We start from the raw sequence: 22,260 nt of genomic DNA on the forward strand, positions 1-22,260 counted from the left end.
TTTTTTCGAATTCTTGTAAAATCCACTTAATGCTGTAATTACTGACTTAACTCTTGGACCAAATGTGTCCGCAGTTACTCCTTCTTGTAGCTTGCTACTTTTTCTTTTTCCACATCTTTTGCAACGTCCATGCTCTAGTTAATATTCAACTACATACGGCTTGATTTCCGGCAAATCGACCTTTTGATGAGTATACGGATCTTTTGATACCGCAATTTCTCCTCCGCACTCACACGTATTGGGCAGTTCTATTTTTACCATCTCATCTGCCTCCATTTTAGGGCGGTAACTGCCTTTATGTCCAACCTGTGCTCCTACTTTCCTGTCACTTTTTGGCTTATTTTCCCTCATCTTATATAATTCTTTGGAGCTTGGTATAGATGAATTTTTTGAATTTAAGCCAAGCCTTTCTTTTAACTCAGCGTTTTCGATCCTTAGCGCTTTATTTTCTGCTTTAAGCTCTTCTATTTTTGTTTCTAACTTTTCTATAGTCTGCTTTAAACTTTCGCAAAATTCTAAAAGATCAACCATATTACCTCACAGCCACTCTAGTTTACCTTTTTAGCATTCCTTGTCTACTCTTTATTTTACCGCCCGGCTGAATGGATACGCAAAAATGCTCTATCCTTTTGAGAAAACATAGGTTAATATTAAGAGATTATGTTAAATAGTGGGTAACACTGGGTTCGAACCAGCGACCGCTTGCACGTCAAGCAAGTGCTCTACCAGCTGAGCTAATTACCCATCGGGCCTTAAGTGTAGCACTTTGCTAGAATGCAAGTCAATAGACTATCCATAAGATGATCTAATTGACAACTAAGTTTTGGTTAACGTGTATGCCAAACATAATGATTTATTAAAAAAGATGCTTTTAAGGTATTGCATTTTACTTCTACTTTCGCTATAAGATTGCTGTAAGTTGAACATTCAACATTTTTTATATAATGATTTCGAAATTTTTTTGGGGGCACTTCAATGAAAAAATCTACCTACACTAGAACTGCTCTAGCTTCTTTATTAACCATTTACTCTTTCAGCAGCTTTGCAGCTGATTTTTCTACTGAAAGTGTTAGGGAAGTAGAAAAGCAAGAGAACACAAAAACTTCTGCAAAAATGGAAGTAATGAAAACAGCAAATCCAAAGCTGAAAGAGAAAATGGACAGAATATGCAATGCTGATCCAAGAAAAAAAGCTGACGAGCTTAAAAAGAAAGCTGATGATCTGAAAAGAAAAGAGGATATGAAGCTAGCAGCTGAGCAGAAGAAAAAAGAAGAGGCTAGATTAGCAAGTGAGAAAAAAGCGAAGCTTGCAAGTGAGAAAGAGGCAAAAAGAAAAGAAGCGCAAGCTCTCAAAGAAAAAAATAAAGCTTTGAAAGAAGAAGCTAAAGCTAAGGCTCGTAATGCTAAAGCTGAAGTTAGTGATAAAACGAGAAGCGTAAAAACAGTTAACAAAAGTGTAGAGAAGGCAAACCCTGTTGTTTCATCTGACGGTGTGGATATTCTGAGTGCTAGTCAAGAAAAAGATGGCTTGAGAATAACTTTTGGTGGTGTTGTTGATGCTCAAGGTTATGGTAAAGTCGGTCCAAGTGGTGATGAGTATAAGCGCTATCATATTATGGCTGGCAAAGCTGTAGATTATTATAGTGCTACTGATAATGCAATAAAGGGAGCAAATCCAATCTTTCCAAGAGGGATAGGAAACCTTGGTGATTATAGCAATGACACTGGTATGATTGCAGATGCAATATTGCACTTGAGAGCAGAAAATAAAAATGAAGAGCTTGGTCTTCTTTATGGTGCTGATGTGCAATTCCATGTTCCAGTTACAGAAGGAAAGGGTACATCGCAAGGTATTAATGCTGCAAGAGGCAGAAGTGCACATGTGTTTATAAATTCAGAGTATGGTGATGTGAAACTCGGTTACCAATTTGGTCCTGAAGCTCTTATGAGACTTGATGCAACAAGAATTGCAACTGTTGATGGAGGTCCAGATAGCGACTGGTACAGAAAAGTTAACTTAGAGGGAAGTGCTGCAAGCTTTCCATTCTATGTAACTCCACGTCTTTATACAGAAAGCTTCTCAAGTGAAAGTGAAAAACTCTCTTTCCGCATGGCAGGCAAATATAACAAAGGTGTTATGACCACATTGCCATTTAGAGTAGCTTACTACTCACCAAAATACATGGGTGCAAGATTTGGTATCAGCTACGCTCCTCATTATGAGGCTAGCTTGTTTAGTGTAAGTGAGAGTGCAATTGGTAACCCTTATACAACAAAAATTGATGAGATTACTAATTCGTTTGTTAATGCTAGTAAACGTACGTTTGATAGCACTGCTGACATTAGTGGAAACACTTATAAGTCAACAGATGAAGCAATTGATGCTTTAGTTACAAATAATGGTAGTTTGAGCTTTGATGCTGCTGTTACAGGTGCTCAAAAAGGAGCAGCTCTTGACGAGGCAGTTAAGATCTTGCCTGCAATTAAAGAAGCTACTCTAACTGTGCCTACTGAGTACGATAGATACGGAGTGAAGAGTGTTCCAAGTGGCATAGCTGCTGTAGACAAGCCTGCAAATGCTGCTGCAATGAAAAGTGAATTGACAGGCCTAGAAGCAAGCTTAGGCACCACAGGTGGTACTAAGGATGAATTTATCAAAGAATTAAAAGAGACGTTAAATGAATTTTTGAATAAAGGAGCTGATTCTGGAACTGCTAGAACTGCAGTTGAAGGTGCATTTCAAAATTCAGTGCTTTCTGAAGCAGTCAAGGGTACTTGGGGTAGTAACAGTGTAAGGCATGTTGGTCCGGACTACGAGCACATAATAAGTGCTGGTGCAACTTATGAGTATGACTTTGAGGAATACAAAGTGAAAGTCAAAGGCTCTGTAGTTGGTGAATTTGGTAAAGCAAAACAACCAAACAAGGATAAGCATTCTTATACTGAATATGTAGAGTACAATGACCTAATGGGTGTGAACTTAGGTGTAAGTGCTGATTATAAGGTCGATGAAGGTCAAAGCATAAAAGCTGCTGCCTCTTTTGCATATTTAGGTAAGTCTGGTCAACCAAAGGTTATAAAAACATTAAGTGGTAATGATTATGTAGATCTTAAGACAAGTGATCCAAGAGTGAAAGGGATTGCAGATCAATTTGGTAAAGATAGTAACGACACTATGTATTGGACTGCTGGTGCTGGTTATCAACGTGAAAACATCTATACTAGTTTGACATACTTTGGTAGCGTTATGAATGATGGAGACAAGCTTCATGATGTTGCACTTGGTGTTCAATATGATCTGTCACCTGCTTGCAGTAAGAGCAAGTTTGTTCCTTACGCAGTTCTTCACCTCTTCACTACTGAAGAGAAGCAAAGTGTTGATCATAAAATTACTACGAAAAGTGGTAGTGGTGATGTACCACCTAACAAAGGAGCGCTTCTGCTTACTGGTGTGAAGTTCTCTTTTTAACCAAGCTAATACACACCACAGTTTAATGTGGTGTGTATTGACACTGATTTATTGGTATCCATTCAGGTGTATGGCTTAAGAAGCAATAGCCAGTAGGTTTTGAAAAGGATTTAACTTCTTTTGCCTCCAAGTCAAGTACAATGAAATTATCCTCTCAAGAAACATATTTCCCCATTTCGATTGTGTAAAATATGAAACTTTTCGGTAAACAACGTAATGCCGAATCTGTCGCTCAGCATAGTTGTTTGTCAGTGGAATATTTTCTGGATCGTCCAAAAATTTCCACATCATCAGATCCGATTTCATGATATTTTTTGCTACTCGAGACGCTCCAATTGCCTCGGGTAAATTTGATATATTCTTTAAGTAATATCTCGTTCGCTTGCGTAATTTTCTTGCTCTTCTTATGAACCTTAATGTGTCTATTTCATCCTTTAACAGAGCTTTTTTCAATGCAAATAATTCAGTAGCAACATTCCTTAAATAATACCCCAAAACTTTCACTTCGCTATTCCAACTATGAGACAACCTTTCAAAATCTCTTGCTAAATGTGCCCAACAGACCTGCCTTTTCTTGCTGGAAAAGTAGTTGTAAGCTGCATATCTGTCGGTCACTACTAGGTTGTTATTCTTTCCAAATTTACTATTTTCCAGGACTTTCATCCCTCTTGACTCTGTCAATTTGATCACACTTCCTATTTTGCTCGCAAACATCCAGCACCAGCCCTGTTTACCTTTGTTGTAATGGCTAGTTTCATCGATATGTAAAATTTTGCTCTTGCTTACCTCTTCCTCAATTTGCTCATATGCTTCTTGGCATTTTTCTGCCACTCTAGCCTCGCTATTTGATACACTACCGACGCTGATATCCAGGTTGAAAATGTCCTTTATAATATTTGCCACTTCTTTTTTCGAATTCTTGTAAAATCCACTTAATGCTGTAATTACTGACTTAACTCTTGGACCAAATGTGTCCGCAGTTACTCCTTCTTGTAGCTTGCTACTTTTTCTTTTTCCACATCTTTTGCAACGTCCATGCTCTAGTTGATATTCAACTACATACGGCTTGATTTCCGGCAAATCGACCTTTTGATGAGTATACGGATCTTTTGATACCGCAATTTCTCCTCCGCACTCACACGTATTGGGCAGTTCTATTTTTACCATCTCATCTGCCTCCATTTTAGGGCGGTAACTGCCTTTATGTCCAACCTGTGCTCCTACTTTCCTGTCACTTTTTGGCTTATTTTCCCTCATCTTATATAATTCTTTGGAGCTTGGTATAGATGAATTTTTTGAATTTAAGCCAAGCCTTTCTTTTAACTCAGCGTTTTCGATCCTTAGCGCTTTATTTTCTGCTTTAAGCTCTTCTATTTTTGTTTCTAACTTTTCTATAGTCTGCTTTAAACTTTCGCAAAATTCTAAAAGATCAACCATATTACCTCACAGCCACTCTAGTTTACCTTTTTAGCATTCCTTGTCTACTCTTTATTTTACCGCCCGGCTGAATGGATACGATTTATTTAACTGCAGTGTCATACAAGTCTTAAAATGCCCAGTTATCACCAATTTTTATTTCCACTTCAAGTGGTATAGAAATTTTTACCACATTTTCCATTACACTTTTTATAAGCTCTGCAATTTCCTGCACTTTTTCATTCTCTACTTCAACCAGCAATTCGTCGTGAACTTGTAGTATGATTTTTCCCACTTTTAATTGGTCAAAGAGCCGAATCATTGCACGTTTTATTATATCAGCAGCAGTGCCTTGCAGTGGTGCGTTTATTGCCGCTCTTTCTACAAATTGCCTAATATAAGGAATTTTGTTGTTTATATCCCTCACAAAACATCTTCTGTAAAATAACGTTTCTACATAGCCATGTGCTCTTGCAGTTGAGATTGCTTTTTCCATATAAGCCTTTATTTCTGGGTAGCAGGAAAAATAGTAATTAATGTATTCAGCTGCTTCTTGTATGGTAATTCCGAGCTGCTTTGAGAGGCCAAATGGACTAATGCCATATATAATGCCAAAATTAATAGATTTTGCTTTTCGCCTTAATTGTTCATCTACTTCTTGCACTTCAAAAACTTGTCTTGCAGTGATGTTATGGATATCTTGTCCGCTTGCAAAAGCTTCCTTAAATGCTGTAACATCTGCCACATGTGCTAAGAGTCTCAGCTCTATTTGTGAGTAATCAGCAGAAATTATTTTGTGTCCCTTTGATGCAATAAATGCTTGCCTAATTAGGTTTCCTTCTTCGCTCCTGATAGGAATATTTTGCAAGTTAGGGTTACTGGAACTCAGTCTTCCAGTTGCAGTTACAGTTGTTGAAAAGTTCGTGTGTATTCTGTCATCTTTTGGGTCTACTTGCTTTATCAGTGCGTCAGTATAAGTGCCTTTCAGTTTGCTTAAATGCCGCCAATTTAGAATTTTACCGGCAATTTCTGCTCCTTCTGCTTCAAGTGCCTCAAGAACCTCAGAATTAGTGCTGTACGCACCAGATTTTGATTTTTTCTTCTTATTAAGCCCCATTTTATTAAATAGAACATCACTTAACTGCTTTGGTGAAGCAACGTTAAATTTTTCCCCTGCTAAATTATATATATTATCCTCAAGTACGGTGATTACCTGATGTAATTTGTCTGATAGTTCCTGTAATTTGTGAGTATTCAGCAATATTCCATTCTTTTCCATATCAAATATTACTCCCAGAAGTGGCTTATCAAAACGCTCATAGATCGTAAAAAGCTTTTCTTGAAATAATCTTTGCGTTAGCCTTTCATGAAGAGCTATTAAAATTTTTGCTGAAAAGGTGTCTAAATTTTCACTTAAATTATATGCAACGATGTTTGACAAGCTGTGGTTGTGTTTTCCGGTGTCAAGGCTATATGACATCAGCATTAAATCATCCACTGAGCCTAGTGTTTTTTCTATCATAGGAAAGAATTTCCTGACTTCTTTAATATTATGGATTATTTTGAGTACTCCACTTGAAAGTAAAATTGAGCTAATTGTGGAAATTGCAGTCTGTATATTGTTTTGTTCTACATATAAAATGTTGTTTTCATTATAGGACAAAGAAACCTTGCTTAACACATTGTCTTCAAAATGACAGTAAACTGCGATCTTACCTTCATATCGGCAATGTTCTAAAAATTTCTCTAATTCTTTACTGTTATACTCTACTTTCTCTTCTACACTGGGTGTGTTGCAGAAAAAGAGTTTTTCTGCCTTGCCTATTAAAGAGTTAAACTCATACTTCTTTAAAAAGGATAGTAGCCTATCCATACTTGGAGGGTGAATTTCATATTTTGCAATGTCATGCTGAAGATCTACTTTCTCATATAGTGATAACAGCTCCCGTGAAATTAATGCTTTTTCTTTATGTTCAGTCAGAATATTGCGTATTCTGGTCTGCTCAATTTTATCAACATTTTCCAAAATGTCATTCAATGAACCAAACTCATCCAGCAATTTAGCTGCAGTTTTTGGCCCTATACCTGGCACACCGGGAATATTGTCTGAGGCATCACCCATCAGGGAAAATAAATCAAGCAGTTTACTTGAATTTACGCCAAACTTTTCCACTACCCGTTTTTCGTCTATGTATATGTTCTTAATAGGATCAAATATTAAGATATCGTAATTCAGGAGTTGAAATAAATCTTTATCTGCTGAAACTACTACTACTTTAAAATCCTGGTTGCCAGCATATCTTGCAGCCATTGTTGCAATTATGTCATCAGCCTCAAAGCCCTCAACTTCTTCATAGCTCAAATTAAATGCTTCAACTGCTTCTCTCAGTATAGCAAACTGCGGAATTAAATCATCAGGAGGTGAAACTCTGTTTGCCTTATATTCAGAATATAATTTGTGCCTAAAGTTTTTCTTTCCAGCGTCAAAAGCTATAGTTAAGTAGTCTGAATGTGCAATATACTTAAGTACCATATTGAGGAACCCATACACTCCACCGATTGGTATGCCGGTTGTGGTAATTAAGTGAGGTAATACGTAATAAGCCCTGAAAAGGAAACCATAGCCATCGATGATTGTGAAAGTTTTTTCCTTCATTATAGGTGTTGATGTACGCTATTATGGTCAATTATTTAACTATAAAAATCAAGCTCTTGTTTTATACTTTAAACAATCTAAGAAAATTACTTGTAGTGATTTCTGCTACTTTATCTGGCAATTCGTTCCACAATTCTGCTAAGCAATCTATAACATATTTTACCATTGCAGGTTCATTCTTTTTCCCTCTGTAAGGTTCAGGTGAAAGGTAAGGTGCATCAGTTTCGACCAAAACACGCTCTCTAGGAACATTTTTTGCAATTTCTCTCAGTAGATTAGCGTTTTTGAAGGTGATTATGCCGGAAAACGAAATATATAACCCTAAATCTAAAGCTTGGTAAGCAAGCTCTTGAGAAGAAGCGAAGCAGTGCATTACTCCACCAAAAGTGCCAATTTTCATTTCTGATTTTAACATATTAGCCATGTCATCATCGGCACTTCTATTGTGAATAACAAGTGGCAATCCAGTTGTTCTTGCTGCTTCTATTTGTGTTGCAAAATTCTTTTTTTGGTTCTTTTTGTTATTAGATTTGTAAAAATCTAACCCAGTTTCACCTATGCTAATTACCTTTTTATTCTTAGTAAATTCAATTAATTCATCAATGTTTATACATTCACCCCTCTCTATAGTATCATCAAGTGGATGTATTCCAACGGATGAGTAGACTTGTTCATAATCTGCAGAAATTTTTAATAATTTAGGAACATCATCAATACTTATACATATATTATGTAAGATTTTTACACCATTTTCTTCTGCCCTGGAGATTATCTTTGGTATTTCATCATCAGAAAAATAAATCAGATGGCAATGAGAGTCTACTATCACGAATTCACTGTAAGTTCTACTCAATAATAGAGGCTTTTATTATAAAAGAAAACTCTTCTACTACTTTTTTATAAACTGTTTGTTTGAATGATATAGCGCTATCTACTAGCTTGTCTATACTTTGCCAACGCCACTCTTTAAATTCAGGATGGTTAGTATAATTAATGTTAATATCTTCATCATTTCCAGAAAACTTCATGAGAAACCACCTTTGCTTCTGGCCAGAGTATTTTCCATTCCAGCATATTGGTATTATTTCTTCTGGTAAGTCATAGTACACCCAATCCTGATTTTTGGCAATAATGTCCACTTTTGTGGTACCAACTTCCTCTAACAATTCACGTAATGCTGCCTGCTCTAACTCTTCGCCATCATCAATACCACCTTGTGGCATTTGCCAATAGTTATCGCTGTCAATACGTTTTCCAGTAAAAACATGCCCCTGCTTATTAAATAGCATGATACCAACACAAGAACGATATTCCCTAACCACGAGTGCGCTCTAACGATGAAATGGAAGCCTCAACTAATTTTTTGTTCCTCACCTTATCAATAATTTTTTTTGCAACTTCTTTAACACTTAAGTTTGAGTTATCAATTTCAAGAGCACCATTAGGCACGAACAGCTTTTTCCCTGCAATTTTTTTCTTAATATAGCTTGGGTCAGTAACTTTGTTTACTTTACGCCTCTTACTCGATTGAATACGCTTTATTAGCTTTTTGTAATCGCAATGTAGTACTATAGAAAGCATTGTCACACCCATTTTTTCACTTAATCTTACCACTGAATTGTATACCCTCTGGTCATAAGGATCACCATCTATTAATTCATTTGTGAATATGTAATGCTTTGATTTTATATAGTGTTTTTCCAATATTGCTAGCATATTTTCCCTCACTGTAAAAATACTTTTCCATAAATCATCCGGAACTTCAGTATTATTTAATTTAACAATATTAAATATGATATTATTAAATAAATTATGTATCCATTCAGGTGTATGGCTTAAGAAGCAATAGCCAGTAGGTTTTGAAAAAGATTTAACTTCTTTTGCCTCCAAGTCAAGTACAATGAAATTATCCTCTCAAGAAACATATTTCCCCGTTTCGATTGTGTAAAATATGAAACTTTTCGGTAAACAACGTAATGCCGAATCTGTCGCTCAGCATAGTTGTTTGTCAGTGGAATATTTTCTGGATCGTCCAAAAATTTCCACATCATCAGATCCGATTTCATGATATTTTTTGCTACTCGAGACGCTCCAATTGCCTCGGGTAAATTTGATATATTCTTTAAGTAATATCTCGTTCGCTTGCGTAATTTTCTTGCTCTTCTTATGAACCTTAATGTGTCTATTTCATCCTTTAACAGAGCTTTTTTCAATGCAAATAATTCAGTAGCAACATTCCTTAAATAATACCCCAAAACTTTCACTTCGCTATTCCAACTATGAGACAACCTTTCAAAATCTCTTGCTAAATGTGCCCAACAGACCTGCCTTTTCTTGCTGGAAAAGTAGTTGTAAGCTGCATATCTGTTGGTCACTACTAGGTTGTTATTCTTTCCAAATTTACTATTTTCCAGGACTTTCATCCCTCTTGACTCTGTCAATTTGATCACACTTCCTATTTTGCTCGCAAACATCCAGCACCAGCCCTGTTTACCTTTGTTGTAATGGCTAGTTTCATCGATATGTAAAATTTTGCTCTTGCTTACCTCTTCCTCAATTTGCTCATATGCTTCTTGGCATTTTTCTGCCACTCTAGCCTCGCTATTTGATACACTACCGACGCTGATATCCAGGTTGAAAATGTCCTTTATAATATTTGCCACTTCTTTTTTCGAATTCTTGTAAAATCCACTTAATGCTGCAATTACTGACTTAACTCTTGGACCAAATGTGTCCGCAGTTACTCCTTCTTGTAGCTTGCTACTTTTTCTTTTTCCACATCTTTTGCAACGTCCATGCTCTAGTTAATATTCAACTACATACGGCTTGATTTCCGGCAAATCGACCTTTTGATGAGTATACGGATCTTTTGATACCGCAATTTCTCCTCCGCACTCACACGTATTGGGCAGTTCTATTTTTACCATCTCATCTGCCTCCATTTTAGGGCGGTAACTGCCTTTATGTCCAACCTGTGCTCCTACTTTCCTGTCACTTTTTGGCTTATTTTCCCTCATCTTATATAATTCTTTGGAGCTTGGTATAGATGAATTTTTTGAATTTAAGCCAAGCCTTCTTTTAACTCAGCGTTTTCGATCCTTAGCGCTTTATTTTCTGCTTTAAGCTCTTCTATTTTTGTTTCTAACTTTTCTATAGTCTGCTTAAACTTTCGCAAAATTCTAAAAGATCAACCATATTACCTCACAGCCACTCTAGTTTACCTTTTTAGCATTCCTTGTCTACTCTTTATTTTACCGCCCGGCTGAATGGATACATAAATTATTGCTCACTACCACCGCATCAATAGACTTACAGAGCTCCCTTGCAGTAGTAGATTTACCACTGCCTGGAAAGCCGATTAAGTAGATTAGAGCCTTGCTCATAGATAGACATCAATAATTGTATAAAAAGTATATATATACGAAAAGTAAAATATTGCAAGGTCCTAAGACCTCTTATATAATAAGGTTTGGCTATGAGTTCTTTTTTGTATACTACTTTTTGGGTAAGTTTCTTTTGTAGCATAGTTTAAAACGCCAGCGGCTACCAACATTGCAAATATTACAAAAAGTGCTGTTTGATGATCTGTGAAAAATGCTAATGTTGATGCTATAATGCCACTGGCAATAAACATAAATCCATTAATGACAGAAGATGATGTGCTGATGTATTTTTGCTTTACGAGCTCGCTACCAACGGTGAAATTAAGCATGTGTCCCCCTGCAGCAAAGCCAAATATTAGCATGCAAAAGTATACAGAATAAGCTGTTAAGTGAATGTATAATAAAGTAATGATTGAAATGCCTTGTAGCAAAGCAAAAGCAGAGATTACATGTTTCCTATTTCTAAATAACTTTGAAACTTGGTCCGAAACTGGTGCTCCAACTGCAAGACCAAGCCATAATATTCCAGTTGCTATGCCCAATTGGGTTGAATTGAGTCCTGCACTACTTAGTAACCTTGGAGCCCATAAAGTATTTAGCGCTAAAAATGTCCCGAAAGTAATAGCACCCACAATTGAAGTTATCCAAATACCTCTTAATTTTAACACTGTTAACATAGAATGTATCACTGTGTTTATAGAGCTTTTTATTGTGTTTTTTTCTGCACTGTTTTCTGCTGGTGCATTTGAGCAGAAAAATGTAAGTATGGATATTAATACACCGAATAATATTATGCATATAATGAGATTTTTCCAGTATGCACTTCCAGCCAGCAGATCAGCAAAAAGTATTTGGATTATTAAAGCAGAAAGGCTTGCAATTGTCTGCACTAATGAAAACATCAATCCAAATTGAGCAACAGGAAAATATTTGCTACTCACATGAGCAGCACCAATGAAGCCAAATGATGCTCCAATTGCAATCATTACTTGAGACACGATCAAGTAAGGGAAGTTATTACCATTAATGAGCAAAATAAACCCAAGAATCATGGATAGCATTGAAAAAAAGTAAATCTTTCTAACGGAAAAGACGTTAAATGTTGCTCCACTCAAGAACTGAAATATAGCAAAAGTCCAAGTGTATACTGAATTAGCTAATGCAACTTGAGTGATTGTTAATCCAAGTTCTTTTTCAAGATCCACACTTATAAAAGTGTATATTATTTGCATATTGCTAAACACAACAACTAAGTTGCTAATTAGCCAAGTTAACCAAGCTTGAGATTTACTCATCTGATGGTTTTCGTTTCACTTTATCCTTTACCTTATCCAATAACCCATTAATAAAACCAACTTCACTTGACTTATCAAGCAGATCAGATGCCATATTAGTATATTCATTAATCACAACAGCTGCTGGCGTATCGCAATTGGCTAATTCACATATTGCAACACGTAAAATAGATAAACTTATAAGATTTAAACGTGAGAGAGACCAGCTTGGATGTAGGTGAGATTCTATTATTTTATCATATTCCTCGCTACTACTGATAACTTTGTATAACAGTTCTTCTAAGAATTGATAATCTAATTCTTCGTACTCAAATACATCTGCTAATTTACTTACGCAGCCTTTAAGTTCACAATTTTCTAGCTTAAAAGTGCTTTTATCGTAACCTATAAAAATATTTGAATAAGCAACTTGCACAGCAAGAAATCTTGCTCTACTTCTTTTTATGCGCCATTTTTTATCTGCAGATTTTTCCTCCATTACTTTAACTTATTATATAAATTTACCATATGCAAAACAGTTGAGGCTGCATGTCCACCGACGTTTTTTTTATTTTTGTCAGCTCTAACTAGAGCTTTATCTTTGCTATCAGCAGTAATTACACCCATACCAAGGGGTACTGCATGGTCCATTACAATTTTGTTTAAACCCTCAATCACTCCTTTGCAGACGTATTGATAATGGTCGGTTTCACCACGGATTACGCATCCAAGTGCTAAATAGCCATCATATCCACTCTTTACTGCAAAAAGAATCGCTGCTGGTATTTCAAACGCACCTGGTACTTCAATCACATCATAACTCAAATTGCTTTTTTCTAACTTATCAATTGCACCTTCAAGTAAGAGATTTGCTATATCAGTGTAATAAACTGAATTAACTATTAGTATTTTCGACATTTACTACCGTTTTTCTTGTTAAAAAGAGCTTTATTAATAATTGTTGAATCAAGGTCATGACGTTACTAAATATCCAATATATTACTAAGCCAGCAGGAAAAGAGGAAAAGATGAAGACGGAAATATAAGGCAAAAACTTCATCGCACTTTGCACATCATCTTTGTTAGCTTGGTCTTTTTCGTTTAGTTTTTGTTGAATTATCATAGTAATACCGAAGATTATCGGCAAAATACCAATAGAAATAGGAAAGTTATATTTAAATAACCCAAACAGCGTAAAAACATTTGTTGGATCAGAAGCTGATAAGTCTTTAATCCACAAGTAGAAAGGAGCATGTCTCATCTCTATAGTGACAAATAACACTTTGTACAAGGCAAAAAATACCGGTATTTGTATTATCATCGGGAAAATGCTCGACATTGGATTGACATTGTGTCTCTTGAATAGTGCAATAGTCTCTTTATGTTGTTTCATGCTATCATCCTTGTATAACTCCTTTATGCGAGTCAACTCAGGCTGTAGGCTTTTTACCTTGAACATTGAAACATAAGATCTGGTAGATAAGGGAAGCATTAGGAGCTTCACTACTAGCGTTAGTAACAATATTGCTAAACCAAAATTCTTTAAAATAAAGTTAAAATACTCAAGCAATAAAAACACTGGTTTAGTGATAAAGTAAAGCACACCAAAATCTACTGCTTTATCAAATAATGGTATCTTCAGAGTGTCCTTGTAAGAATCCAGCAATTTTAGTTTTTTTGCTCCAGCGAAAAAGTGATTTACATTAGAAGCGACTGAATTAGGTGGCACAGTCTTATACGGCTTCACAAAATCTGCTTGGAATTTATCAATATTGTGAGCGTTAGTATGTTTTATACTGACGTTTATTTTATCAGACTTCTCCGGTATTATAGCCGTAAACCAATACTTGTCAGCGAAACCAAACCAGTTTTTCTCACTTATGCTTGCTTTTATTAAATGTTTCTTGGAGATGTCTTTATATGTCCACTCTTCTAATTTATTTTCAAATGCACCAAGTACTCCCTCATGTGATATCCAATAAGATTCATTAATATTGTCACGTTTACGGTTAATGCGGCCATAAGGCACTAAAACAACATCATCTTTGGTATTATTTTCAACGATTTGCTCAACTCTAAACATGTAATTATCGTCCAGATTGATTTTCATTTTAAATACAATGCCATGCCTATTATTCCAATACAAATTGACCTCATTCTCATTGTTCAATTCATGTGTATCTGCTTTCCAAACTGTTGTTGTATCCGGGACTTTTATTTTATTGCTTGGATCTAGCCAACCAAACTCTGCAAAATAGACATCTTTTGATTCTGCAGGTGACAATAATACCACTTGCGGAGAAGAAGGGTCTGCTTTTAAGTGGTAATTAGTTAAAATTAAGTCATCAAATCTTGCGCCTTTTAAAGAAATTGATCCTTTAACCATATAATTGGCTAAATTAACCCTTTTTTTTCTAGTGCCATTAATAATTTCAGAACGATCTTGGTGTATTATAGGAGGAAGGTCGTTAAAAGACTCTATATGCTCAATATTTTCAATAGGTGTTTCTGCTGGTGATTCTGTATTAAAAAATTTATCATAAGTAGCACGCCAGAATACCATGATTAATATGGAAAGAACAGCTGCTAAAACTAGATTTCTTGCTTCTGACATAAATTTTGGGCGAACACATCTTCTTAAAGTGTACACTAAATATTACATGAAAACAATGAAATTTACTTATTTTTAATAATCGTTTTTAGTTTAGAATTTAATATGAATGCGGTAAAAAGTCTAATTATCTGGCTGCTAATAATAGTTGCAACCGCAATGTTTGTAGACTTGCATGGTAACAAATTAAGCGATAGATTTCTTAGCACTTTTTTGCCATATAAAGGAAGAGTTCAAAGTGGCGGAAGTATTGAATTTACAAAAGCTTATGATGGACATTTTTACATTCAAGCTCAAGTTAATGATCGCAATATAACGTTTCTACTTGATACCGGTGCAACAGATATTGTCCTATCGCAAAAAGATGCCCTACATGCTGGCATTAATTTGCAAAACATTCAAGATTTCAAAGTATATGAGACTGCGAAAGGTCAAATAAGAGCAGGAGTAGTGCAGATTCCCCAGGTTAAAATAGGTAACTTCTTGATAAACGATGTACAAGCCAGCGTTAACACTCACTCTATGTCCCACTCACTGCTTGGAATGAGCTTTCTCAGGTATTTTTACTTCACCATAAAAGGTAATAAATTAATATTATACCGTGATTGATATTGCTTAATTTGTTTTATGAAGAAATTAATGCTATAATTTAACATTAGCATAAAAAGTAAGATTATGGGAGATAGTCGAAAAGAGCTTTTCTATGAAATATTTAATATACATGGCCAGGATAGGTTGTTACTTCCTAAAAATATAGGAAAAGATGTTATTTTCAGCAGTCAGGTCATTTTCAGCTATTATGCAGAGCAAATACGAAAAGCTTATATAGAAAACAATTATCCTAAAGGAGATTATGAAGAGACCTTTAGTTATTCAAGCGAAGAAGAAGTAGGAGGAATTTGTATAATGTTATGTGAGTACGTTAGTAATCACAACCTTTTAAGTGACAAAAAGCAATTCTCTGAAAAAATTCCTGATCATCATTACACTGACAAAAAATGTAAAAAAAGAAATGATGTTTATCTTAATATGATAATAGACTTAATCAAGGAAGACCATAATAAGAGCTGGCTAAATGGGCCAGCAAGTATTGCAAAAATGAGAAGAATATTAGTGAAATATGGTTATTTAGACGAAAAAAGAAAAGAACTAGATCAATTAAGTCAAACCTTAGACATATCAAATAAAGAGCAGAAAAATTTATAAAAGCGTATTCTTAACCTCGAATCTAACTTACAGAATCATAATACCAACATAGCTAACATTATTACTGAATTATTAGCTTCTCATGACATGAAGTCAAAACCATTCACTGCTAAAGATTTACAGTTAGTTAAACTAGATGAATCTAGCTATGCATACGTGACTTTTGTCCATAAATCTCCCTCCAAAAGTAACTCAGGCCATGCTGTGCTAATAAAAAAGAATGCTGACAATAACTTCGCATTTTATGATCCAAACAAAGGTGCAGTTTTTGGCCTTACAGAAGAGCAATTGTGCAAAATTGTAACACAAGTATTTCTTAGTTATGTAAAAGAAGATTCTGAATACAAACTGGAAAAAGAACGGCTGGATAAAATTGTAACGCAAGAATCTCGTTACTATAAAAAAAAATGTGTATTAACACTTACTGTATTCTTAACTGTATTTATTATCGCAGCAGCCTATGCTTGTTACTGTATAATCACTAATGCTGGGATTTTTTCTGCTATGACTGGTCCTGCTATGGTTGGTTTTGCTATGGCCGGTTTTGCTACCATTTTTTCTCCTATTTGTTTATTATTAGTTGGATATTACATAAAGCAAAACTTCGAAACGTTCAAATCAGAGACATATCGTCAATTAGCAATACAAGCATGTGGTTACGATTATATACAATATTACAACGAAAAATGCTCTGACTATGATATGAGTAAATTACCAGCACTTTCAGCACTTTCGGAACTTGAAAAAGAAGTTGAGGATATAACACAAAAATTGAAAGAATATCAACTAACACATCCCCCAGGAACTCATGTTGCAAGTGATTTGGGTGTGTGCAAGCAAATCCATCCAGTGTTAGAGTATTATCTTAAAGCCACAGCTATGGATTACCCAATGTGTTGGGGGAAATACAGCTCAGCTTTGACAACAAAATTGCCATTAAAAATTGAATTTTGAAAAAAGTCTATTGATAAGGTGATAAAAAGGTTCTATAAACTTTAATGTAAATATTACAAAGCAGTTGTTTCTAAGTGGAAATAACTGCACTTTCTTCTAATTTGCTAGTCCATTTGCAGCAAGCCACAGAAAATTTCTGTAGCAGAAAAAAATTTCTAATGAAAAAATTTCTAGCATATATACAATAAGGTTATTTTATGAGTAAAGTTATTGCGATAGTAAATCAGAAGGGTGGTGTTGGTAAAACTACAACTAGTATAAATTTATCAACAGCCTTTGCTGCTGTAGGAAGAAATACCCTACTGGTAGATCTTGACCCTCAAGGAAACGCTAGCACAGGACTTGGAATTTCTTACCGAAGCAGAGAGGAAAAAAATATATATGACATATTGTTAAATAGTGAAAACAAGCCGATTGAAGCTGCAATTTTTAATATCAAGGAAATTCCAAATTTATCATTAATTTCATCAATAGTTGATTTATCAGCCGCAGAGATTGAGCTATCACAGCTTGAACGAGGAAAATTTGTGCTAAAAAGCACGTTAGAAAAAATACGTGATCATTATGAGTATATAATCATTGATTGTCCTCCATCACTTGGCTTACTTACTATTAATGCCCTTACTGCCGCTAACTCTATTATTGTTCCTCTCCAGTGCGAATTTTTTGCCTTAGAGGGATTAAGCCATTTGGTCAAAACTGTGGAGTTAATAAAAAAAAGCAACCTTAATCCCCTTCTTATAATAGAGGGAATAGTATTAACAATGTATGACAGACGGAATAAGCTCAGCGAGCAAATCAAAAATGACATTTGCCAATATTTGAACGATAAAGTATACAAAACCATAATTCCACTTTATGAGACTATTATTCCGCGTAACGTAAGATTGTCAGAAGCACCTTCTCATGGAAAGCCAGCCATTGTATATGACTTCAGATGTCCTGGTGCACAAGCATATATAAGTTTGGCGAAGGAGATTTTGAAGAAACATACAAGTAGCTGCACAGAAAAGAATCTCATAAATGAAGGTATGGTATGAGAGACGAAAGGAGGTTAGGAAGAGGCCTCGCTGGCTTAATAGGGGATAATTATAGTAACAAAGAAGATCGGCAAGAATATTTACCTGTTGCACTGCTTCATCCAAGTAAATTTCAGCCAAGAAAGCACTTTGATGAGGAGTCGCTAAAAGAATTGGCAAGTTCGATAGAAAAAAGTGGCATTATACAGCCCATTGTAGTGCGTAAAGATTCAAACAATGACGGTTATGAAATAATAGCTGGGGAACGTCGCTGGCGAGCAAGCAAGATTGCAAATCTTGATAGTGCGCCAGTTATCATAAAAGATTTAAGTGACAAAGCATGTCTTGAAATATCCATTATTGAAAACATTCAAAGACAAGATATCAACCCGATAGAAGAAGGTGAAGCATATAGAAAATTGATAAATGAATTTTCCTATAAGCATGAAGAGCTAGCTTCAGTTGTAGGTAAAAGCCGTAGCCACATAACTAATATGATTAGAATGCTATCGCTTCCTGATAGTATCAAAATGATGATTAATGAAAAAAAGTTATCTATGGGTCATGCAAGAGCATTGATTAATATTGAAAATGCAGAAGATATTGCAGAAAAAATAGTGTCTCAAGATCTAAGTGTGAGACAAACTGAAGAGTTATTACAAAAAAGTAATTATAAGAGTAAAAACAACAATACAAAGGAACGTAAAAGCGAAGATATAGCAGTTATAGAAAGCACTATATCTGCCAAGCTTGGTTTAAATGTTAAGATTAATGATAAAAATTCTAAGGGTAAGGTTATGATATGTTACAATAATCTTGATGAATTGAATTTGATATTAAAAACTTTAAGTAAAAACCATCGATAGCTTTTATAGACATAATATATAGAAATTTAGTCTTAAAAATGTTCTTTAATTACTAGCTTTTTAACTATATCATCTAAATTTAGCTTTAATGATACCTATGTCAGATCTTGCAGAAAGAATGTCCTTAATTAAGCCGTCACCCACCATTGATGTGACAGACAAGGCAAATAAATTGAAAAGTGAAGGAAAAAAAATCTGCGTTTTAGCTGCAGGAGAACCAGATTTTGATACTCCAGATCATATAAAAAAGGCAGCTATTCAAGCAATCAATGAAGGGAAAACTAAATATACTGCAGTTGATGGAACACGTGAATTAAAAGAGGCTATAATTAAGAAACTAAAAAGAGACAATAATCTTGAGTATCAATTAAACCAGATTTGCGTTGGTACTGGCGCTAAACAAGTCCTATTTAATTTATTCATGGCAACGATTAACCCTGGAGATGAAGTCATTATCCCTGCTCCTTATTGGGTTTCATATCTTGATATGGTAAGCCTTTTTGGTGGAGTGCCTGTTGTTGTAGAATGCGGACAAAATTTTAAGCTGACACCAGAATTATTGAAAAGCAAAATTACTAAAAAAACTAAATGGTTAATTCTCAACTCACCAAACAATCCATCAGGTGCTGTGTATTCGAGTGATGAATTAAAAGGTCTAGCACAAGTGCTACTTGAATATCCACATGTGAATGTCGTCAAAGATGATATTTATGAACATATAATATATGATGAAAAATTTTTCACCATCGCTCAGGTTGAACCAAAGCTTTTTGATAGGGTTTTTGTAGTAAATGGAGTGTCAAAAGCATATGCAATGACAGGTTGGAGAATAGGTTATATTGCAGGTAAAAGCAATGTAATAAATGCTATTTCCACATTACAATCTCAGAGCACTTCTAACCCAAACTCAATAGCGCAAGCGGCAGCAGTTGAAGCATTAAATGGCGATCATAGTTTCTTGCAAGAAAGGACAGAGGTTTTTAAAAATCGTAGAGATTTTATGGTAGAAAAAATAAACTCTGCTCTAGGATTATCGGTATCCGTACCACATGGTGCATTTTATTTATTTGTCTCATGCGAAGGTTTAGTAGGAAAAAGCACAAAAAGCGGCAAAGTAATAAATAACGACTTGGATTTTTCCGAATATTTGCTAGAAGATCACTTGGTTGCTGTAGTTCCTGGAATTGCATTTGGCATGGAAAATTTCATTAGAATTTCTTATGCTGCTTCTCAAGAACAGTTAGAAATTGGATGCAGTAGCATCATCAAAGCATGTCAAGAATTAGTGTAAACAGCGCCATTATTATTTCTTAGATGGACTATCCTCAAGCTCATCTTCATCCCAGTCTTCCTCTTCATCAATATCTTCTTCGTCATCAAATCTGTCACTCTCTTCTTTACCAATATCTTCTTCATCATCAAATCCATCACTCTCTTCTTCATCAGTATCCTCATCGTCATCAAATCCATCACTCTCTTCTTCATCAAAATTTTCATCATCTTCTTCATATTCTTCATCGTCAAACTCATTAGTTTCATTATCGACTTCCTTTTGCTCATCATACACTGCATCTTCAGCATTAGACTCAACAGGATAATCAATATCATTAGGCCCTTCAATAGCCTTACTTTCTTCATCTACAACTTTATCTTTATTTGCAGCAGCGGAAGCTGCGACTTTATTTGGATCATATGGCTCTTGCGTAGGTACAAAAGTTTCCTTAAGCAACCTTTTAGTAAAAGTACTATCACTATAATACAAAATTTTCTTTGACTTGATTGGGTAAGTTGACTCTATCAGAATGATTTGTTCGTCACGCGGCAGCATAATAATTTCCTGAGGTAGCAGCAATGCCCTCTGTACCTCAGAGATATGTAGTGACCTTGAAGCAGGATTTAAATCTAAAAATTTAGGTTTATTGAGAGATTCCTGTGTGACCGTTTTATTTCCTATAAGTTGTGATATTAAATTAGCTGTTTCAATGTTATTTGCTGCAAAAGTTATTCTATATGTTGAATTTGATAGAAAAGAGTTCATTCCCGCTTCTTCATATATCCCCTTTAGCTGCTCAGTGTCTTGAACAATTAAGAATAATCTCACTCTATAACCACGGAAATATGCAATACCTGTCTGAAATTGCTCCATTTTTCCAAGTGTAGGGAACTCATCCATTAAAAATAACACACCATAGGGCTCATCTGGACCTGGTATTTTTCTACATAAAAATTCAGTTGCTTGCTGATAGAAAACCTGCATTAGAGGCCTTAATCTAGTTAAATTATCAGGAGTTAAGCCAACATAAACACTTATTTTCTTCTTTTTAAAGGTTAAAATATTAAAATCACTCGTTGCAGTTGCAGTATCAATCAATGGATTTGCCCATAGCTCAAGTGATGAGTTCATAGTTGATACAACACCAGATCTTTCCTTGTCAGCTTTCTGCAAAAAAGCTGCAATATTCATGTATCCAACAGGGTGTATTATTTTACCCATTGTATCCAATGCGACAGCCAGATTGTAAACCACATCGTCACTACGCATAGTACGCACAACTTCACCAAAAGATTTAACCTTCTCTGGTGAAGCAATGAGATATAACACCACTCCCACAAACAAACTTCTTGCTTCGTTTTGCCAAAAATCTTGCTCTGGCATAATTAGATTGGCTATTTTCTGAACATCATCAACCATTTGTCCTGGCTTATTACTAATCCAATCAAGTGGATTATAACAATGGCTTATTCCATCTGGTTGTGCTGGATTCCACACAAATACTTCCTGCCCTTGTTGCTTTCTCCAACCGCTTGTCAGCTCAAAGTTTTCTAACTTTATATCATGTACGATTACTGAGTCATTCCAAAACAATAAGTTAGGGATTACAAAACCGACACCCTTACCAGAACCTGTAGGCGCAAAGAGCAAAGCATGCTGGAAACCGTCAACGATAAAGTATCCCCTCTTATCTTTACCAAGTAATAGCCCCCTTTTGCTTCTTAATCCTGCCTTTCGTATATCTTTTTCTGTTGCCCACTGCGAATCTCCATGCAGTGACTCTTTCTTCTTAAATGGCCTCCATTCAACTACTCTATCCTTTAAATTCCACAAAATAATTATTAAGAGTGAAATAGGTAGTGTAAAAGATATAATTAATTTAATTTTGAGCTCAAGGCTATACACTTCCGGGCGATGCCAACAATCTTGTATGTACTCAAAAATAGTTGGCCAAAGTGCTTCAGGAAAAGGTGCTAAACTAGGATTAATTGTCCTAAAATCTACAGCATCTGGACCATCAACTAATAGAAAAAATAGTACACCTGATAACAAGAAACAGAATTCTAATACAGTAAAAGCTACTACACCTGCTATCAGAATATTGCGTAAGTGATTTCCATTGCTCATAAACTAC

At 35.3% G+C, this 22,260-nt stretch carries 18 protein-coding genes, 1 tRNA gene and 2 pseudogenes; 7 read left to right on the forward strand and 14 right to left on the reverse strand.

Annotation, left to right across the window (positions count from 1 at the left end; all coding sequences use genetic code 11):
• Positions 1-531: pseudogene (locus HF197_RS07610) on the reverse strand (DUF6444 domain-containing protein); the annotation flags it as partial.
• 140 nt (positions 532-671) lie between these two features.
• Positions 672-744: transfer RNA gene (locus tag HF197_RS00010), tRNA-Val, on the reverse strand.
• Positions 745-975: 231 nt separating this feature from the next.
• Between HF197_RS00010 and HF197_RS07375 the strand changes: the two genes are divergently transcribed.
• Positions 976-3,468 (forward strand): WD0745 family porin, encoded by a 2,493-nt coding sequence (locus tag HF197_RS07375; protein WP_246168493.1) that lies wholly within the window; start codon positions 976-978, stop codon positions 3,466-3,468.
• A gap of 75 nt (positions 3,469-3,543) precedes the next feature.
• Here the strand turns inward: HF197_RS07375 and tnpC (HF197_RS00025) are convergent, their stop codons facing one another.
• From tnpC (HF197_RS00025) to yidC, 11 genes and pseudogenes are all read right to left on the reverse strand, one after another.
• On the reverse strand, positions 3,544-4,905 hold the full coding sequence (gene tnpC, locus HF197_RS00025; RefSeq protein ID WP_168463778.1) for an IS66 family transposase: 1,362 nt from the start codon (positions 4,903-4,905) through the stop codon (positions 3,544-3,546).
• A gap of 109 nt (positions 4,906-5,014) precedes the next feature.
• Positions 5,015-7,540: a DNA polymerase I gene (gene polA, locus HF197_RS00030; protein WP_168463779.1), complete on the reverse strand. Its 2,526-nt coding sequence runs from the start codon at positions 7,538-7,540 to the stop codon at positions 5,015-5,017.
• A gap of 61 nt (positions 7,541-7,601) precedes the next feature.
• On the reverse strand, positions 7,602-8,369 hold the full coding sequence (locus HF197_RS00035) for a TatD family hydrolase (RefSeq protein WP_168463780.1): 768 nt from the start codon (positions 8,367-8,369) through the stop codon (positions 7,602-7,604).
• A gap of 16 nt (positions 8,370-8,385) precedes the next feature.
• Positions 8,386-8,862, reverse strand: coding sequence for an RNA pyrophosphohydrolase (locus HF197_RS00040; RefSeq protein ID WP_168463781.1), 477 nt, complete (start codon positions 8,860-8,862; stop codon positions 8,386-8,388).
• On the reverse strand, positions 8,855-9,430 hold the full coding sequence (locus HF197_RS00045) for a hypothetical protein (protein WP_168463782.1): 576 nt from the start codon (positions 9,428-9,430) through the stop codon (positions 8,855-8,857). Before HF197_RS00045 ends, HF197_RS00040 begins: the two co-directional genes overlap by 8 nt.
• A pseudogene (gene tnpC, locus HF197_RS00050) lies at positions 9,376-10,735 on the reverse strand (IS66 family transposase). Before tnpC (HF197_RS00050) ends, HF197_RS00045 begins: the two are co-directional and overlap by 55 nt.
• 56 nt (positions 10,736-10,791) lie before the next feature.
• Complete coding sequence (locus HF197_RS00055; protein WP_246168495.1) at positions 10,792-10,923, reverse strand: AAA family ATPase; 132 nt, start codon at positions 10,921-10,923, stop codon at positions 10,792-10,794.
• Between the two features lie 62 nt (positions 10,924-10,985).
• On the reverse strand, positions 10,986-12,218 hold the full coding sequence (locus tag HF197_RS00060) for an MFS transporter (protein WP_168463783.1): 1,233 nt from the start codon (positions 12,216-12,218) through the stop codon (positions 10,986-10,988).
• Positions 12,211-12,696 carry a transcription antitermination factor NusB gene (gene nusB, locus HF197_RS00065; RefSeq protein ID WP_168463784.1) on the reverse strand — a complete coding sequence of 162 codons (486 nt, stop codon included), beginning with the start codon at positions 12,694-12,696 and terminating at the stop codon, positions 12,211-12,213. Before nusB ends, HF197_RS00060 begins: the two co-directional genes overlap by 8 nt.
• Entirely contained in the window at positions 12,696-13,115 is a 420-nt protein-coding gene (locus HF197_RS00070) for a 6,7-dimethyl-8-ribityllumazine synthase (protein WP_168463785.1), read from the reverse strand. Before HF197_RS00070 ends, nusB begins: the two co-directional genes overlap by 1 nt.
• A complete protein-coding gene (gene yidC / locus HF197_RS00075) occupies positions 13,093-14,811 on the reverse strand; it encodes a membrane protein insertase YidC (RefSeq protein ID WP_168463786.1) in 1,719 nt (572 codons plus the stop codon). Before yidC ends, HF197_RS00070 begins: the two co-directional genes overlap by 23 nt.
• Before the next feature lie 102 nt (positions 14,812-14,913).
• Here yidC and HF197_RS00080 point away from each other — a divergent pair, with 102 nt between their 5' ends.
• From HF197_RS00080 to HF197_RS00105, 6 genes are all read left to right on the forward strand, one after another.
• Positions 14,914-15,417 carry a TIGR02281 family clan AA aspartic protease gene (locus HF197_RS00080; protein ID WP_168463787.1) on the forward strand — a complete coding sequence of 168 codons (504 nt, stop codon included), beginning with the start codon at positions 14,914-14,916 and terminating at the stop codon, positions 15,415-15,417.
• Between the two features lie 66 nt (positions 15,418-15,483).
• Positions 15,484-16,014: a hypothetical protein gene (locus HF197_RS00085; protein ID WP_168463788.1), complete on the forward strand. Its 531-nt coding sequence runs from the start codon at positions 15,484-15,486 to the stop codon at positions 16,012-16,014.
• Between the two features lie 87 nt (positions 16,015-16,101).
• Positions 16,102-16,968, forward strand: coding sequence for a hypothetical protein (locus tag HF197_RS00090; protein WP_168463789.1), 867 nt, complete (start codon positions 16,102-16,104; stop codon positions 16,966-16,968).
• A 197-nt stretch (positions 16,969-17,165) separates the two neighbouring features.
• Positions 17,166-18,008, forward strand: a complete 843-nt coding sequence (locus HF197_RS00095; RefSeq protein ID WP_168463790.1) for a ParA family protein — start codon at positions 17,166-17,168, stop codon at positions 18,006-18,008.
• Positions 18,005-18,853 (forward strand): ParB/RepB/Spo0J family partition protein, encoded by an 849-nt coding sequence (locus HF197_RS00100; protein ID WP_168463791.1) that lies wholly within the window; start codon positions 18,005-18,007, stop codon positions 18,851-18,853. Before HF197_RS00095 ends, HF197_RS00100 begins: the two co-directional genes overlap by 4 nt.
• A 97-nt stretch (positions 18,854-18,950) precedes the next feature.
• Positions 18,951-20,144 (forward strand): pyridoxal phosphate-dependent aminotransferase, encoded by a 1,194-nt coding sequence (locus HF197_RS00105; protein ID WP_168463792.1) that lies wholly within the window; start codon positions 18,951-18,953, stop codon positions 20,142-20,144.
• Positions 20,145-20,156: 12 nt separating this feature from the next.
• Here HF197_RS00105 and HF197_RS00110 read toward each other — a convergent pair whose 3' ends face one another.
• A complete protein-coding gene (locus HF197_RS00110) occupies positions 20,157-22,253 on the reverse strand; it encodes a type IV secretory system conjugative DNA transfer family protein (RefSeq protein ID WP_168463793.1) in 2,097 nt (698 codons plus the stop codon).
• Positions 22,254-22,260 lie beyond the last annotated feature (7 nt).

Origin of the sequence: Wolbachia endosymbiont of Ctenocephalides felis wCfeT, assembly GCF_012277295.1 — a bacterium.
Classification (GTDB): Bacteria; Pseudomonadota; Alphaproteobacteria; order Rickettsiales; family Anaplasmataceae; genus Wolbachia.

Bases quoted from the DNA above. Each gene is read 5' to 3' on its own strand.
- HF197_RS07375 (WP_246168493.1), top strand. From the start codon at position 976: ATGAAAAAATCTACCTACACTAGAACTGCTCTAGCTTCTTTATTAACC.
- tnpC (WP_168463778.1), bottom strand. From the start codon at position 4,905: ATGGTTGATCTTTTAGAATTTTGCGAAAGTTTAAAGCAGACTATAGAA.
- polA (WP_168463779.1), bottom strand. From the start codon at position 7,540: ATGAAGGAAAAAACTTTCACAATCATCGATGGCTATGGTTTCCTTTTC.
- HF197_RS00055 (WP_246168495.1), bottom strand. From the start codon at position 10,923: ATGAGCAAGGCTCTAATCTACTTAATCGGCTTTCCAGGCAGTGGTAAA.
- HF197_RS00060 (WP_168463783.1), bottom strand. From the start codon at position 12,218: ATGAGTAAATCTCAAGCTTGGTTAACTTGGCTAATTAGCAACTTAGTT.
- nusB (WP_168463784.1), bottom strand. From the start codon at position 12,696: ATGGAGGAAAAATCTGCAGATAAAAAATGGCGCATAAAAAGAAGTAGA.
- HF197_RS00070 (WP_168463785.1), bottom strand. From the start codon at position 13,115: ATGTCGAAAATACTAATAGTTAATTCAGTTTATTACACTGATATAGCA.
- yidC (WP_168463786.1), bottom strand. From the start codon at position 14,811: ATGTCAGAAGCAAGAAATCTAGTTTTAGCAGCTGTTCTTTCCATATTA.
- HF197_RS00080 (WP_168463787.1), top strand. From the start codon at position 14,914: ATGAATGCGGTAAAAAGTCTAATTATCTGGCTGCTAATAATAGTTGCA.
- HF197_RS00085 (WP_168463788.1), top strand. From the start codon at position 15,484: ATGGGAGATAGTCGAAAAGAGCTTTTCTATGAAATATTTAATATACAT.
- HF197_RS00090 (WP_168463789.1), top strand. From the start codon at position 16,102: ATGAAGTCAAAACCATTCACTGCTAAAGATTTACAGTTAGTTAAACTA.
- HF197_RS00095 (WP_168463790.1), top strand. From the start codon at position 17,166: ATGAGTAAAGTTATTGCGATAGTAAATCAGAAGGGTGGTGTTGGTAAA.
- HF197_RS00100 (WP_168463791.1), top strand. From the start codon at position 18,005: ATGAGAGACGAAAGGAGGTTAGGAAGAGGCCTCGCTGGCTTAATAGGG.
- HF197_RS00105 (WP_168463792.1), top strand. From the start codon at position 18,951: ATGTCAGATCTTGCAGAAAGAATGTCCTTAATTAAGCCGTCACCCACC.
- HF197_RS00110 (WP_168463793.1), bottom strand. From the start codon at position 22,253: ATGAGCAATGGAAATCACTTACGCAATATTCTGATAGCAGGTGTAGTA.